General features: G+C 50.4%; 14 protein-coding genes. 5 read left to right on the top strand and 9 right to left on the bottom strand.

The features are described from left to right. Positions 1-9: 9 nt before the first annotated feature. The 3 genes from E3U44_RS03305 to E3U44_RS03295 form a co-directional block, all read right to left on the bottom strand. On the bottom strand, positions 10-2,316 hold the full coding sequence (locus E3U44_RS03305; protein WP_134356653.1) for a PAS domain S-box protein: 2,307 nt from the start codon (positions 2,314-2,316) through the stop codon (positions 10-12). Positions 2,317-2,455: 139 nt separating this feature from the next. Beyond that, the gene (locus E3U44_RS03300) at positions 2,456-3,901 is read right to left on the bottom strand and encodes an HsdR family type I site-specific deoxyribonuclease (RefSeq protein WP_134356652.1); all 1,446 of its coding nucleotides are present in this window, start codon (positions 3,899-3,901) and stop codon (positions 2,456-2,458) included. A gap of 108 nt (positions 3,902-4,009) precedes the next feature. Then, positions 4,010-5,290 (bottom strand): succinylglutamate desuccinylase/aspartoacylase family protein, encoded by a 1,281-nt coding sequence (locus E3U44_RS03295; RefSeq protein ID WP_134356651.1) that lies wholly within the window; start codon positions 5,288-5,290, stop codon positions 4,010-4,012. 445 nt (positions 5,291-5,735) lie between these two features. Between E3U44_RS03295 and E3U44_RS03290 the strand changes: the two genes are divergently transcribed. Both E3U44_RS03290 and E3U44_RS03285 read left to right on the top strand, forming a co-directional pair. Further along, positions 5,736-5,963 carry a hypothetical protein gene (locus tag E3U44_RS03290; RefSeq protein ID WP_206054876.1) on the top strand — a complete coding sequence of 76 codons (228 nt, stop codon included), beginning with the start codon at positions 5,736-5,738 and terminating at the stop codon, positions 5,961-5,963. Then, complete coding sequence (locus tag E3U44_RS03285) at positions 5,963-6,580, top strand: hypothetical protein (protein ID WP_134356650.1); 618 nt, start codon at positions 5,963-5,965, stop codon at positions 6,578-6,580. The genes E3U44_RS03290 and E3U44_RS03285 overlap by 1 nt, the downstream gene beginning before the upstream one ends. Before the next feature lie 51 nt (positions 6,581-6,631). On the opposite strand, the gene E3U44_RS03280 is transcribed toward E3U44_RS03285, so the two are convergent. Next, complete coding sequence (locus E3U44_RS03280; RefSeq protein ID WP_240761711.1) at positions 6,632-7,117, bottom strand: ATP-dependent zinc protease family protein; 486 nt, start codon at positions 7,115-7,117, stop codon at positions 6,632-6,634. Between the two features lie 650 nt (positions 7,118-7,767). Here E3U44_RS03280 and E3U44_RS03275 point away from each other — a divergent pair. Beyond that, positions 7,768-8,625: a sulfurtransferase gene (locus tag E3U44_RS03275; RefSeq protein ID WP_134356649.1), complete on the top strand. Its 858-nt coding sequence runs from the start codon at positions 7,768-7,770 to the stop codon at positions 8,623-8,625. A gap of 67 nt (positions 8,626-8,692) precedes the next feature. Here E3U44_RS03275 and E3U44_RS03270 read toward each other — a convergent pair whose 3' ends face one another. The 3 genes from E3U44_RS03270 to E3U44_RS03260 form a co-directional block, all read right to left on the bottom strand. Then, positions 8,693-9,379 carry a metallophosphoesterase gene (locus tag E3U44_RS03270; RefSeq protein WP_134356648.1) on the bottom strand — a complete coding sequence of 229 codons (687 nt, stop codon included), beginning with the start codon at positions 9,377-9,379 and terminating at the stop codon, positions 8,693-8,695. Between the two features lie 151 nt (positions 9,380-9,530). Further along, positions 9,531-9,845 (bottom strand): GYD domain-containing protein, encoded by a 315-nt coding sequence (locus E3U44_RS03265; RefSeq protein ID WP_134356647.1) that lies wholly within the window; start codon positions 9,843-9,845, stop codon positions 9,531-9,533. Positions 9,846-9,988: 143 nt separating this feature from the next. Further along, positions 9,989-10,909 carry a cation diffusion facilitator family transporter gene (locus E3U44_RS03260; protein ID WP_134356646.1) on the bottom strand — a complete coding sequence of 307 codons (921 nt, stop codon included), beginning with the start codon at positions 10,907-10,909 and terminating at the stop codon, positions 9,989-9,991. A gap of 198 nt (positions 10,910-11,107) precedes the next feature. Between E3U44_RS03260 and E3U44_RS03255 the strand changes: the two genes are divergently transcribed. Together E3U44_RS03255 and E3U44_RS03250 are read left to right on the top strand one after the other, a co-directional pair. After that, positions 11,108-11,659, top strand: coding sequence for a hypothetical protein (locus E3U44_RS03255; protein WP_134356645.1), 552 nt, complete (start codon positions 11,108-11,110; stop codon positions 11,657-11,659). After that, a complete protein-coding gene (locus E3U44_RS03250; RefSeq protein ID WP_134356644.1) occupies positions 11,646-12,041 on the top strand; it encodes a hypothetical protein in 396 nt (131 codons plus the stop codon). The genes E3U44_RS03255 and E3U44_RS03250 overlap by 14 nt, the downstream gene beginning before the upstream one ends. A 76-nt stretch (positions 12,042-12,117) precedes the next feature. Here the strand turns inward: E3U44_RS03250 and E3U44_RS03245 are convergent, their stop codons facing one another. Beyond that, the gene (locus E3U44_RS03245; protein ID WP_240761709.1) at positions 12,118-13,215 is read right to left on the bottom strand and encodes a TRAP transporter substrate-binding protein; all 1,098 of its coding nucleotides are present in this window, start codon (positions 13,213-13,215) and stop codon (positions 12,118-12,120) included. A gap of 88 nt (positions 13,216-13,303) precedes the next feature. Then, positions 13,304-15,457, bottom strand: coding sequence for a DNA helicase II (gene uvrD / locus E3U44_RS03240; protein ID WP_134356642.1), 2,154 nt, complete (start codon positions 15,455-15,457; stop codon positions 13,304-13,306). Positions 15,458-15,664 lie beyond the last annotated feature (207 nt).

The raw sequence follows: 15,664 nt of genomic DNA, 5'->3' as shown, positions 1-15,664 counted from the left end.
GGTATTCAATTAGGTGGAAAGTGAGGAACCAGCAAGCAACTTTTTGAGGGTTTCCATTTGTGGCGGTTTTGTCAGATGATGGTCAAAGCCTGCTTCTTTTGCACGTTTTTTATCCTGTTCTTGGCCATAGCCGGTCAAGGCGAAAATCTTGATGCGCTGTCCATATTCTGCCCGCAAGTGGCGGGCTACTTCGTAGCCATCCATGCCTGGCAACCCAATATCCAAGAGGATAATCTCTGGATGGAAGGTGCGGGTGGCTTTTAGGGCCGCTGGACCGTCAGATGCAGTTTGCACTTGATGGCCCCATAAGCCAAGTAGAATCTCGAAAGAGTGGGCAATATCCCGGTTATCATCCACCACCAATACCCGCCGGCAAGAGAGCGTAGGGGCCTCTTCTGCCCCTGGAGTAGCGGCAGGTTGAGGGGTTTCCTTGGCCAGGGGTAATGTCACGGTAAAAGTGCTGCCTTGATCGAGTCCTGGGCTGGCTGCTCCTATCTGGCCGCCGTGCAACTCCAGCAGGCTTCTAGCCAAACTAAGACCCAAGCCAAGACCGCCTTGGGGCGAGGGGTGATTCAAAGGGCGTCCATTATAAGTAAAGCAGTCAAAAATATGGGGCAGCAACTCTGGGGGAATCCCAATGCCATTATCAGTAATTGTCAGTACTGCCTGTGACCCCTCTGGGGTCAAGGTGAGCGCAATCCGTCCCCTTTCATGGGTGTATTTCGCGGCATTATGGAGGAGATTTTCTATCACTTGGGCGAGGCGTACCGGGTCAGCCTCTACCTGCAGCGGGGAAGGAGGGAGCTTGAGGGTTAAATCATGACCTTTCTCATCCAGAATGGAACGGACTGCCTCCACGGCTTGGACTACACAGCTAGCCATGTCTATCCGACTTTTTTGTAGGGTAATCCGGCCGCGGGTAATCCGGGCCACATCGAGCAGATCGTCTACCAGCCGGGTGAGATGGCTGAGTTGGCGTTCAATAAGTCCACAAGCCTGCTGGAGGTGGGGTAAGGATGGCTCTGACTGAAGTTTGAGTAATTGGACTGCATTGCGGATGGGAACTAATGGATTGCGCAGTTCATGAGCTAGCAGGGCCAGAAATTCGTCTTTGCGCCGATCCGCCTCCTGTAATGCTTTTTCCGCCCGTTTACGTTCCGTGATATCCTGAAAGACGGCACAGAGGTAAGTATGACCTTGGATCTGTAATGGTCTTCCGGTTACCAACACATCGTGGATTTCCCCCCTTTTGGTCCGATAATGGGCCTCGAATTCCTGTTTGTCTATTCCCAGGGCTTGGACAAAATAGCAGGCATGCTCCAGGCTCTGTTCAGGGGAGGCGGCAGCCTCGATATCCGGCAGGGTGAGCTGGGCAAACTCCTCACGGGAGTAGCCTAGCTGGAGGTGGGCTTGGTCGTTGAACTCGACAAAAGTCAAGTCGGAGGGATTTAGCATCAGGATACCCGAAGGTGAGCCGTCGAAGAGCGCCCGATAGCGGGCCTCACTGTCACGCAGCGCCTCCTCTGCCCGTTTGAGATAGGTGATGTCCTGTAAGACATTAATAATTTCTGTGATTTTTCCGTCCCGATTTTTAATCGGGTCAATATTCGCCAGGGCAATGACCCGTGACCCATCTGGCCGTTCGATGATCACTTCCCGGTTGCGGTAGCTGACACCCTGGGTCAAGGCAATGGTCATCGGTGATTGGGGGTGGGACAGGGGCGCTCCATCTCTTTGGTATAGCCTCAAGGGACCACAAAGCTGTTCCTTGTCATCGTTACATAGGGGATCTCGCCCCCAAAATTCTACAGCCTGTTGATTGTAATATTGCAGGGTCCCCTTGGGTGCCTTACAGGTATAGACGGCTACCGGGAGCAAATCCGCCAATTTACGATAACGGGCTTCGCTCTCCCGCAGGGCCTCTTCGGCCTGTTTGCGCGTGGTGATATCCATGGCATACCCAATCATTCCTGTGACTTTACCCTCTTGGTCTAGCAGCAAGGAGAGGGCCAAATGGGCATAGAAGTCCTCCCCCGATTTTCTGCGCAAGCGGACTTCCACCTCATGGTGTCCCTTTTTCTGGAGTGGCTGGATCACTTGCTGTTCAAGAAAGGTATGTTCTTCCTCCGGGTAGATGAAGGAAATGTGCTTTCCCAGTACTTCTGCAGCACTATAGCCACTTAGCCGCTCCGCGCCTTTGTTCCAATAGGTAATCGCGCTTTCCAAATCGATGCAGGTGACAGCATCGTGGATCTGATCGATGATTTGTGCTTGAAGCCGATATTGAGCTTCTCGTTCTCGCAGTTCTTCGTTCATTTGGGCCACTATGTAAGCTGCTGAACTGTTGGCAAGCTAGGCAAGGCTTAGCCTACAAAAGAGTGCCTCATATACCTTGAGTTTAGGAGAGAGAAAGGGAAGTAGGTAAAAATTCGTCATTAAGCCTAAGAGCAGGCGACTACTCATGCTTAATCAAAAGCAGATCCAGGAGAAAGCGACCAAACTCTTTAGCCACAACTTCATTGTGGAGCAATTGGGCCGCTATCTCGTGATGATTTTTTAAACTCTCCATGACTGCTTGCTGTACTGCCTGAGAGAAATCATTCACTAGGATCGAGTCTTGCTCCTGTGGCTGGTTTTCTATCTGGGCGGCTATTGCTGGGTTCTCTAGAAGTTTGTCTTTGATGGTGTGCAAATAGTTCAAACGATCCCTATCACTGAGGCTCTCGCCTGCCAATAGAGGTTTAAGGCGGGTGATGAGGGGCGCCTTCTCTACCTGACGCTGACGATTTGTCTTCATGGCATTCCGAGGTTCGTTCGGGGCTTTCTGCTGGACAATGTTAAGTTCTTGTTCGCTAATCTTATTTAGCCGGTAGTGCTCCAGTGCTCTTAGGGATAGATTGATAGTCTCGCCCCCTCCCTTCTCCTTTAGGAGAAGGTGGAGGTGGCGGGCATAGACGGTGAGTTTCTCCAGCTCTCGGTCGCCATAGTCTACGATCTGGGAGATGAACTCATAGCAGCGAATAAAACTGACTAGATTTTTCTTGAACTGCTCCAAAGTCTCCTTGGCTTCTCTAGCCTGTTGAAAATCGTGACGAGCGTTTTCCCTGCGGATCCTATCGCCGGTAGCGGCTGCCTCCTTTTCGGCTTGTTGGGTTGCCTGGATAATCTTGATGACCTCCTGGTACCGATCCCGGAAGCGCTCCACTGCAGGCTGGCAGTAGTAGTGCAGCCGATCCGGAGTTTGCTTAGGATCGAAGAAGGCGGCGGCGAAGGAATCTACATCCTGCCAGGTATAAATACGTGCCTTATCCAATTGAGATTGGAGCTGATAAATTCCTTCGGGATTGGAAACCAGGGTCAGTTCGGCGCTGGGATAGTAGGGCCGAAAGGCATTCAGTATTTGCTCCGGCGAGTTGACGAAATCCAGAATGAAGGGCGGTTCTTTGCTGGAGCGGAGGCGGTTTAGCCGCGATAGAGTCTGGACACAATCAGTGCCGATAAACTTCTTGTCCACATACAGAGCGCAGAGTGTGGGTTGAGAGAAGCCCTTTTGGAGTTTATGGGTGCCGAGTATCACCCGATCATGGTCGTCTAGGGTCTGGATATGCCGATACTGCTGGTTGGTGGTGGCGGTATAGCGACGAAAGGCCAGTTGGTAGCGGACCGCTGCTTGACATGAAGAGGTGATCAGCACGGCTTTGGCCTGGCCACTCAGTAGGTGGGCCACGTGGTGACGGAAGTGCTCAATGATGACCATAGCTTTCTGTTCAATATCCAAGCTATCGGGAGGCCATTGCACCCAGGGGAAGACGGGGTAGGCATGCTCTCCTTCTTTATCGAGGAGGCGCTGTTGCTGGGCTATCTTAAAGGCCATGGCGTAGGTCGTGTAGCGTTTAAGCACATCAAGGATGAAGTCTTCTTCAATGGTTTGCCGGAATTATGAAAAGGGAATTTTCTAACCTACGGGGGAAATATCCATCAGGGGTTCATTGGATTCTTTAGGGTTGGTTTACTCCTCGCCGTCTGAGTAGTCAGGGGCCTTGTGCTTTGCGGCAACGTGATCGGATGTTTCCTCGGTAGTTCTTGGTTTATTGGCTTTGATTCCAATGTGATAGGCGGCGTAGCCAGGTATTGTTACCTGATTGAGAGCCATGCCAAGGATCCGGCCATCGTAAGGCGAAACTATAGCCGTCTCTTGGTTAGTGATCGGATCGGTAATGATGCCTAATTGCTGGCCTGCCTTGATTGGCTCACCGAGCTGGACATTAGAGAGTAGAATTCCCGCACGGTGGGTACGTATCCATTTGGTTTGGTGGAATACGGCTTTGGGAACAGATTCTGTTTTGGCCCCTTTAAGCAGCCCTAACTTTTTCATCAAGCTGTTAATTCCTTTTAAACCCTGGTTGACTTCTCGGAGTTGCAGGCGCTTAGGTTCTCCGGCTTCAAGGGTGATACTGGGAATGCCGATCTCCGTGGCTGCTCGACGTAGGGTTCCGGAAATGCCTTCGCTGTGGACCACGGCTACGCCGCCAAAACCATAAGCCAGTTCCAGAATTTTGGGATGACTTAAGTCGGCCCGTACTTGGGGGAGATTAGTCCGATGAAAGGAACCGGTATGCAGGTCTACTAAGGCATCGCAGTGGGTAATGACCTGCTGGAAAAAAGAGTGAGCAATGCGAGCGGCTGAGCTGCCATGGGGACTGCCGGGAAAGTGCCGATTCAGATCCCGTCGGTCTGGTAGATAACGGGAACTGCGGCGATAACCGTACAAATTGACAATGGGCACGCCGATAACGGCACCGCTAAGTTGACCGGGCTCAAGATCGTCAATTGCTCGATGCACCATCGCGATACCATTAATTTCATCGCCATGAAGCGCTGCGGTGAGACAGAGTGTCGGTCCGGCACTATCCCCATTTACGACTAGCACCGGGGCAGAGACAGGCACCCCTTCAAAAGTATAGCCCAAGTTCCAAAAGATCCGTTTTTTCGTGCCTGGACCGATGGTTTCCTTAAGCAATTGTAGGGACGATTTAGTAGCAGTGTCCTTCTTGAGGATGGGCTCCTCCTCAGGGAGAGGGGTTTCCTGTGATCCTGTTGCCATTTGTTTTAAGCTGGGAGGAGCCTGAGTGCGAGGGTCCACAACTTTCTGAGGAGTTGTCGCTGCAGCCGGTAGGGCAATGGCGAGGCTGAGCAGTAGATGGCTAAAAAATAGCCTATATGGAAGGTGACGAGTACGTCCTTTTATTCCCTGGGGTAGCCAACTGTGGGTTTTGATGTGTTCTTCCATTATATTGCTATTGTCCGTAACCTTATTTATAAACGCCAAAATATTGACTGGATAATTGTCAAAACTTTGGCAGTGTTATCACCTGAAGCATAGTCAATTCTAACTGCCTTATATTTAAGTGTTATTTCCTAAATAATTGCAGAGGCTAAGCCCCGTAACTTTGGGCAATTGCTGCGCTGGATAGTGATATCCCGTATATAGTATAGGTACTTCTCCATTGATCTAGCGACGTCTCCGATTGCCCATAAGCCTACTGCTATCGACTCTAGGCAAGCAAACTAAATGCCATTTAAAATATTTTGCCTTCTTTGTGCTCTTCTACCTTTGTAGTGATCTCATGAATTATCCAGGTTAGAATTTTGGTATCGCTATTTTAGGCTTGTATTAACTTCTCAAGTTCAGGTGACCGCATATAAAAGTTGGGAAAGATAAAAAGCAGGAATCAATGGAGACGGGAAAGATTTTCCATGCTTTAGGCCTCCATATGCACCAGCCGCCGGGGATTCTCCGGCTGCTTATTGGCAGCAATCCCTGGGAGGCGGAGCAGATCATCCGCTGCTGCGAGCGTGCTGCCCGTTATGCGCACCAGTACAGCGATATCAGCCATCTCCATGTAGGCGTTTCTGGTATTTTACTGCAACAGTTCCGAGGTAATATTAAAGGGGCACGGTGATGGCTTCTAGAAAACAAAAATATGCTTATTTGTCCAGTATAGGGCTAGCCATGTTAACTAGTCTGTTTGGCGTTATTGCATGCACAGAGAATGGTTTATCCACGAAAAAAACTTTATCTGTCCACGAAGCGGAGAAATTACTGGCAGAAAAATTAAGCTTTCAGCCTGTGCTAGCTGATTTTGATGTTCAAGAGCTTATCCATAAATCAGCACTACATAAACTTCAGGATTCATTAACGCCCTTGCAAAATAAGGGGCTTATTACTTATCAACCATTCGAATCTCAACAAAATTCAGATTATTTTTATGTATTGATTAATATAACGGAGAAAGGCAAAAAATACGCTGCTGGAATTAAAAAAGTATACGAGAAGGGTATCTTCATAGAAGTGAAGTCTTGCGAAAAAAAATTAATAAAAGTTACCGAAATTCAACCAAGAAGTAATTCTGAAGACAAGTGGGCGATTGTCAATTATGAGTGGGCTTATGATAATCAAACCCCATTTGCCTATCTATCTCCTAAATGCCAAGAAAAAGGCGCTGTTCACACGGGAAATTACACTTTTACCTTCTATGATAAGGGCTGGAGGATAGAAGATCCTGTAGTAGATTTCTAAACGGAATTTATAAAAGTTTTACAACAATAACAGGATGGGTTAGATACAGACTTAGATCCCAATGTCTTCGTCCAGCTTTCGATTTTCAATGGTGTGTACAGGTGCATCGGTGTCACAATGGGGGCGGCTCGTGAAGGTGCGGGTAACATCGATAAGGCCTAGGTGTTCAATGGTACGTCGACCGAACAAAATAGGATAGGTCAAATCACTGCGGTCATTCAAAGTAAACTGTTCTTCGTAAATTTCACCCCCGAGACAAAGTTTCATTAGTACAGAAGGACGGCGATCACCGTCACCATTCGAGCTAATGATTTTTACAAAACGATAAACCGGCCGTTCAAAGGTTTGTTGAACCCATTCTTCCTCCCCACGCTGATTCTCGACTTTGATTGTGAATCGCACCCATTCGTCGTCGTCACGTTGAAAATATTCCAAATCAGTGGCATGTAACGAGGAACTCAGTGCGCCGGTATCCATTTTGACTTTGGTGACCGTATCCCAGTCCACAAATTTAGCCAATTCTATCCATCCGAACACAGACGGCGATTTTTTCTCCTGTGCTGATATAGCGGCACCGGCTAAAAGGGAAAAAATCAGCATAATCCAGGCGGAATAGCGCAAGACCATTAAATGCTTCCTTGTGTCGTGGGTTATTTTGGGAATCGCCAATGATAAGGCAATAAGAATTATAGCTGTTTTATTTTTGGGTTGACAAATGTAAAGGATCCTCCTGCCATCCACTGCACTAGCTGGAGCGTTTTTTTTGGTTTTGATGGGCATTGCTTTCTTAAGCCTGGTTGCTCACTGGGTTTTTCCTGCTTCCCAGAGACCCCTATTGTGGCCCGGTCCTGCCGGGCTATCGTCGGGAGGCTGTGCCCCTCCACAGGTCTAACTTCCCACCCTCCTCGCGGTAGCCACAATGGATGTGCCGGTCGGGTTTTACATCATGGCCGGTCTTCTGCTAACAACCCCCGGGTCTCCCTATTGAGACCACGCCCTAGCCTGGGGGCAATTATACGGAAAAACACTTCAGTTAACACCGTGTTACCGGCCTTCGCTCTCTCGCTAGGGGGTCTCGTTCACCATCCATGGAGAACTCCGGGGCCGAGCGTTTCTTTTCATTTTCCCAGTGAATAGCCGTAAATGCTATCCTTGAGTTTAACGAACGGATAGTAGCAGGAAATCAGATGCTTTACCGTACAATCATGAGTTCAACAGAGTTGGCGAAGGCCCTAGGTGATTTTAACTGGGTTATTTTTGATTGTCGTTTTAATCTTATGGATCCATCGGCTGGTAGACATGCCTATCAGCAGAGCCACATCCCGGGAGCCTACTATGTCCACTTGGAGGAGGACCTATCGGGTCCGGTGACCCCTTACACAGGGCGCCACCCTTTACCCGATCCGGAACATCTGGCGGAAAAATTGGGCCGGTGGGGTGTGGACTCGACTACTCAGGTCGTAGCCTATGATGATGCTTCGGGCGCCTTTGCCGGGCGTTTATGGTGGCTGTTGCGCTGGTTAGGCCACGAGGCCGTGGCTGTTCTCGATGGAGGGTGGCAATGCTGGCAAAGGGAAGGTTATCCACGGACTACCGAATTGCCTGAGCCGACTCCAGTTCGCTTTGAAGCTCGGGTTCAGCCCTCTATGACAGTCACCACAGAAGATGTAGAACATGCCTCTCTGCTTGGATATCTACTCATTGACGGGCGTACACCAGAGCGTTTTCGGGGTGAACTCGAACCTATCGATAGGGTTGCCGGTCATATTCCAGGGGCCAAGAATCATCCTTTTCAGCAAAATCTGGATGAGCAGGGAAATTTTTTGTCGCCGCGTAAATTAGCGCTTGCTTTTCGCAGGCAGATGGATGAAGTCCCGCCAGAGCAAATCGTATGCATGTGTGGATCGGGAGTCACTGCCTGCCATAATTTGCTAGCGATGGAAATTGCGGGGTTCCAGGGAGCTCGATTATACCCGGGGTCTTGGAGTGAATGGATCACCGATGGGACTCGGCCTATCGCGATGGGGGATGAAACCCAGGGGTGAAGCACTTTTGCCCTATCAAAAATTCTGGCGTAAATTCCTTGTGATTGACCGAAAAATTAAAAGCAGTTCAATTTTTCTCGAGGGTTAAAGGGAGGATGGTCAGTTTAGAGTGGGGGAGGTTATAGGCCGCGCCGGTATCGATGAAATACACATTTGCTACAATTTTGATATCGCCGTTCTCATTGACAGTGTGGCCACAGTAAACTCGATCAATACCCTCAACAGGGTGGGTATACCTCCCCATGGCTCGGTTACGGCTCCAAAGGGCGTACTCCTGGATGGTGCGGTTGCCTTTCTCCAAGGCGGCGGTAAATTGCGTCCAGCTAAGTTCTGGGGGGACGTCGGCATGGACGATCCCGACTCTGCCTCCATCAGTTTCAATCTCCAGAGCAAGGGGGAGTTGTTGGAAGCGATCTGAAAAACGTTTTTGGATGGCCGAGTCCATAGTAAGCCACCACTCTCCTCCATTGACTAGCACCCACCACCTGACATCAAACCCGGGGCTCTGGGCGTTAATCACGAACTCATCGTGATTTCCTAAGCAGGAGTGGAACCAGGGGTAGTCAAGCCACTTGAGTGCTTCGGGTGATTCAGGCCCCCGATCTACCAGATCGCCGGCGGAAAACAGCCGATCTTGGTCGGGGTTAAAATTGAGGCGTTCCAGCTCCCGTGTCAGTAGGCTATAGGTCCCGTGTATATCACTCACCACATAGTCTTTGCCCACCAGGTTTTTGCAGAAGCGCTTGATCCTCATTATAGGGATACTTCAGAATATTTTGTGGTTAGCTTATCAGTGACCAGGGCATAAGGCCAAGAATAGAGCAAAGTTTAATCATATCGGTGCTTACGGAACTAGTTGTTTTTTAAGTAAAAACTCCTGAGTCGTCAAGAAATGCTCCCTATTACTAGGTAGTTTTCGCATCAGCCATGCCGTGTATCATTTCTTTATATCTAGCCCATTCAGTGGCTGGCCATACTTCGGCGTGAGCATGACCATAAGTACGAATAAGGGTAGATACCTTTGCAGCAACTTCATTATCGGGAGCATCAAAGACATCTAAATAATCATAAGGGCCTAGAACCGCATAATTTTGTAGCCATTTCACTTGAGGGCATTGAGCCTGAATCTGCTCCACCACTTTATGCTCCAATTCTTCAAGGGATTTTGGTGACTGGGCTCCATTGGATTCGACCCGCGTTAGCATAATAAATGTAGGCATAGGGTTTCCCTCCTAAAGCTTATTGAGGGTGGTCGCCGCCGCCATTGCTAATGGCTTTAGCAAATTTGGTTATCGTATATTCCTAAATTGTCTATGATAAAGTGTAGACCATCGCCAGGATTGCAGAAATGCTTGGGGGCCATTTAGCCGGTTTTCCGCCTAGTGCTAAGGGCTTTGTCCGCGCAGCTATGGGTTTCAATTTGGACAGTGGAGTGATCAATCCCATATTGTTTCCGAAGACATTCCTTGATGGCGACCAAGGTATGATCGTAATTAGCCCCTTGGTAAACACTGGCATGCAGCGTTAGGAGCGGGTTTTCTGAGGTGAGCAGCCAAACGTGGACATGATGGATATCCTCGACCTCTGGGATAGCTTCTATCAGCCTCCCACGCAATTCCTCCACATCTAACCATTCGGGAGTCCCTTCTAGCAGGATATGGGCTGACTTCCTCATCAGCATACAAGCACTGCGGAGAATGAGAAGAGCAACAAATAAGGACAAAAGGGGATCAATAGGGGTCCAACCGGTTCCTAGAATAACGCCAGCCGCTGTTAGCGCAGCTATCGAACCGAGTAAATCCCCCCAAACGTGTAACAAAGCCCCTCGGACATTAAGATTATGGTGGTCGCCACCATGGAGAATGGCAAAAGCTAGAAGATTAATAAGCAACCCGGCGGCAGCCACTATTAGCATAATCCCGCCAAATACTTTGACCGGTTCCAATAGCCGGGCCATAGCCTCGATCAAGATCCAGCCAACGATGAAAAACAAAGCTACCCCATTGATCAAGGCGGCAAGCACCTGAAGTCGCTGATATCCATAGGAACGGCGCCTATCAGCAGGTTTGCGGCCAACACGAAAGGCAAGCCACGCTAGCACCAGGGCGGCGGTATCCGCCAGCATATGACCCGCATCGGCCAGTAATGCCAGGGAGCCAGAAAGTATTCCGCCGATGGCTTCTACAATGGTAAAAGCACCGGTGACTAATGCGGCCCAAAAGACTCGCCTCTCGTTTCTCGAGGGCAAATGTGGTTTTTTTTCCTTTACTTCTACCCTGCTCACAGTAAGTCGCTTAGAATTGCAACTCCAACAACTATAAAGAATACTGTTCAGTTTAGCATTACTTTCGCACCTTACTGTTAAGGAAAGTGCCGCCTAAACGAAAAAATAAACTAACAAAAAAGGGTCATTTCCGCTTAGAGGAGGAGTTTCCTGAGCATATTAAAAGGGGGATACCGGATCCTGGCTGCTAGCGCGATAATGTCGCTGGTGGCTTGCGCGAGCCAAACCCAACTTGGCGGGGGCAGCTCCATGGCCACGGGCAGTGGTGGTGACGCCGGGGCTCAGGGGGCGGCGGCCGCCTCCCTGCCTCGCTGTGATAAACCATTGGGGACAGCCGCGCTGGTAGAACCTGAGGCCCATGCCCTGAGCCTGCTAAGTAGCGTGGGGCTGCAATCACCTACGCCACTGCTTCGCCTTATGATGGCTCAGTCCAATTGTTTTCAGGTCGTTGATGGGGGGGCGGCATTAGGCAGTATTCAAACAGAGGATCAGCTTAGAGCTTCGGGGATGTTGCAACAGGGGAGCACAACCGCCCGGGGGCGTATGGTCACGGTCCAGTATCTTATTACTCCCAATGTTATTTTTAGCAATCCCAATGCAGGAGGGTATAACGCCCTTGGTGCTTTGGGGGGGTTGTTAGGTGCAGGCGGTGCTATTGCCGGAGCTATTGCAGGTAGTATTCGTATTCAAGAAGCGCAGACGGCCCTGTTCCTTACCGATGCCCAGCGGGGTTCAGATGGGGGGGGCTGAAGGCTCAGCCAAGGTCCGCGATTTTGGCGGTGCCGGTGGTTTGGGCGGTTTCGGTGGTGGCATTGCCGGTCTCGCTGGAGTTGGGGGGTATGGTAATACAGCCGAAGGCAAGTTAATTGCCGCAGCACTGTTGGATGCTTTTAATAAACTAGTGGTTCAAGTCCGGGCTGCGCAGCCTAATTTGCCAGCTGTTCAACCCCAGTCTAAAACAGAGTCTCAACAATCCGTACCCGCCTGGAAGGCGGGTACTTCCTATACCGTTGTGACTGCCCTAAATGTTCGAGCCGGCGCAGGCACTAATACAGCTATAATCACGCAGGTAAAACCGGGAGTGGTGCTGGTTACCACGGGCCGGCGCAGCAGGGGGGCTGGTGGCAAGTAGAAGGCAGCGGCATAACCGGTTGGGTGGCGTCTCGCTATTTGCGTCAGATGCGCTAACTACCTTAGAAAATAGATATTTATTGCTTTTTTAAAGCCTGTTGGTAGGCTTGTTCTGAAATAGCCTCCCAAGCCTCAAACTTTTGCCGGAAAGCGGTATAGGCTTCATAGACTTGCTTAAACTGGGGATCTTGAATAGCCTGTTCCCTAAGGGTTTGTTGGGTAAGCCGATACAGTTTGGTAAGTACGTCCTCTGGAAAAGCTACAAGCTCAGTGTGATTTTGGTATTGGAGTTCGCTCAGCGCTTGTGCGTTTCTAGCTTCCATTTCTGAACTCATTCGTAAGTTCTCGGCTTGGGCAGCCACAGAGATGATGGCTTGGAGGTCTTTAGGAAGGGATTCCCAGGCCTCTTTATTGACGATAAGTTCCAGCACTGTGCCTGGCTCATGCCAGCCAGGATAATAGTAGTACTGGGCCGCCCGGTTCAGGCCCAGGCGTTGATCATGGAAGGGGGCAATCCATTCGGTAGCATCGATAGTATTACGCTCTAAAGCGGTATAGACTTCAGCTCCTGCTAAAAGCACTGGATTACCGCCGGTTTTAGCGAAAACCTTGCCGCCAAGGCCAGGGATGCGCATTTTAAGCCCTTTGAGATCCTCAGCTGATTCAATCTTCTTATTAAACCATCCGCCCATTTGGACTCCGGTATTTCCCAGCGGAAAGGGGACCACATTGAAAGGAGCATAAATTTCTCGCCACATTTTCAGTCCGCCACCATCGTAGAGCCAAGTGTTCATTCCTTTGGCAGTCATGCCAAAAGGGACAGTGGAGAAAAATTGCGCGGCAGGAATTCTTCCCGCCCAGTAATAGGCCGAACCATGGCCCATATGCACTGCCCCTTGGGAGACCGCTTCAAAGGTTTCTAAGGGGGGGATCAGTTCTCCTCCCGCAAAAACTTTGATCCTGAGCTGTCCCCCACTCATGGTTTCGATATTTTTGGCGAAACGTTCCGCTCCCTCTTGGAGGACCGGAAAACCGGGGGGCCAAGTGGTGACCATCCGCCAGTGAATAATTTGGTTGGAGGAGTCTTCGATGGTTGTGCTTGGGGGTTCAGAGCGGCAGGCGCTAAGGTTGAGCAGCACCAGGAAAAAAAGGAATGTTGAAATCAGTTTCATCATTCGAACCATAAGTGTTTCCTTAAGTTTTGAACTCTCAATTGACCCTAAGCTAAGGAGCGGGAGAGAGATAAGTTATTTTTATGGAATATCAAACAATTTGCAGGTTGGCATAGGTCACTGCTAGCCATTTAGTCCCCCCTTGGTTGAAATTGACTTGCACCCGCCTATGCTCGCCTTTTCCTTCCAAGGCGAGTATCACCCCCTCCCCAAACTTAGGGTGCCTGACCCGTTGACCCTGTTGCAGGCTTCCATCAGAGGCCATGGCTTCTTGGAGGTGGGGAGCATAACCGGGACGGACAATATGGGTTTGCGGCCGTAACTCATAGGTGAATTCGGCGGGGATTTCATGAAGAAAACGGGAAGGTTTGGGGTAGCTCTCCGAACCATAAAGCCAGCGATGCTCTGCATGAATGAGATAGAGATGATAGCGAGCCCGGGTCATTCCCACATAACAAAGTCGACGCTCCTCTTCCAGCCGCCTGGGCTCATTAAGGGATTGGGGGCTTGGAAATAGGCCTTCTTCCATGCCGACTATAAATACCAGGGGGAATTCCAAGCCCTTCGCCGCATGCAAAGTCATCAATTGCACGCAATCTTCCCGGTTCTCGGCCTGGGTATCCCCTGCCTCCAGTGCCGCATGGGCTAAAAATTCCGATAGTGTTTCGAGGCTAGGATCTTCGGATTTAAATTGGGAGGCGGCATTAATCAGCTCTTTCAGGTTCTCTAAGCGCGATTGGCCTTTTTCGCTACGGTCTTTGCGGTAGTGGTCAAACAAACCGCTTTGATCAAGTACAAGTTCAATTTTCTCCGGGAGGGCAAGGGCCTTGATGGCTGTCGCCATGCCTTCGATAAGTCGGTGAAATTTTTGGAGGGCGTTGGCGCTTCGAGGGGAGAGGTTCCGCGTGTTGATTAATTGGGTTGCCGCTTGCCATAGGGAGAGGCCGGCCTGGCGGGCTTGTTCTCTGACTTGGGAAAGAGTTCGTTCGCCAATGCCGCGAGGGGGGGTATTCACCACCCGCTCGAAGGCAGAGTCATCGTTTTGATGGGCCACTAGGCGCAAATAAGCCAGGGCATCTTTAATTTCCGCCCGCTCGAAGAACCGCAGTCCCCCCTGGACCCGATAGGGGATGCCGGCCTCCACCAGGGCCGCTTCCAATATCCGGGATTGGGCATTAGAGCGGTAGAGTACGGCGATATCAGCGCGCCTTTCCCCTTGGATTTGCCAAGCTTGGATACGTTCGACTACAAAATGGGCCTCGTCCCGTTCATTAAAGGCCCGATAGATTTGAATAGGTTCGCCTTCTTCGCCGTCGGTCCAGAGGTTTTTCCCCAGCCGCTGTGAATTGTGGGCAATGACCGTGTTAGCCGCGGCGAGGATGGTGCCCGTTGAGCGGTAGTTTTGTTCCAAGCGCACGGTACGTACGGTAGGAAAATCCCGAGTCAGTTGTTGAATATTTTCAATCCGCGCTCCCCGCCAGCCATAGATAGATTGATCGTCATCCCCGACAATAAAGAGCTCTCCCTGGCTCCCGGCCAGCAATCGCAGCCAAGCATATTGAATAGCATTGGTATCCTGGAATTCATCCACCAAAATATGAGTAAAACGGTTTTGGTAATGCTCGAGGAGTTCGGCATGGTCTCGCCACAGTTCATGAGCCCGCAGCAAAAGTTCAGCGAAGTCCACCAGGCCGCTACGCTCGCAATGGCTTTGGTAGCTGTGGTAGATGCGGATGTGCTGCCGGAGATAGGGATTGCCATCATCCTCAAGATGTTGGGGGCGCAGCCCCTCATCCTTACGACCGTTGATAAACCATTGGGCTTGGCGTGGCGGCCATCGGGTTTCATCTAGGTTGAGATTTTGCAAAATCCGACGGATTAGACGATATTGATCCTCCGAATCCAGGATCTGAAAGTCCTGGGGGAGTTGGGCCTCTTGCCAATGGGTTCGTAACAGGCGATGGGCCAGTCCATGAAAGGTGCCCATCCACATACCCCCCGCCGGCATTCCTAGCAACTCTTCGATTCGCCCTCGCATTTCTCCGGCAGCCTTATTGGTAAAAGTTACTGCCAAGAGGCTGAAAGGAGAGATCCCTTGGCTTCGGATCAGCCAAGCAATTCGATGTACCAATACCCGGGTTTTGCCGCTACCCGCACCGGCAAGCACTAAATGATGCCCTGCGGGGGCGGCGACCGCCTCACGCTGGGCCTTATTAAGCGGATTGAGCAAAGAGGAAATATCCATGGGGCGATTTTAACAAATTGCGCCCCGCTAGGGGATTTACGGTTAGCTTAAGGGAAAGAAGGGTGAGGGCTTCCGATAATTTTGACTTGCTCTAACTTAGCGCTCTCTAGGCGTTTTTGTTCCGGCCAATCTTGATAATTAAGTACCTCACCTGTTTGCCGTACTTTGTCTATGGCCTCAAGGTCTAGCTCGGCAAATACCCACTGG

It is taken from the genome of Nitrosococcus wardiae (assembly GCF_004421105.1).
GTDB classification, from domain to species: Bacteria; Pseudomonadota; Gammaproteobacteria; order Nitrosococcales; family Nitrosococcaceae; genus Nitrosococcus; species Nitrosococcus wardiae.
This window is presented reverse-complemented; position numbering and strand designations above follow the sequence as displayed.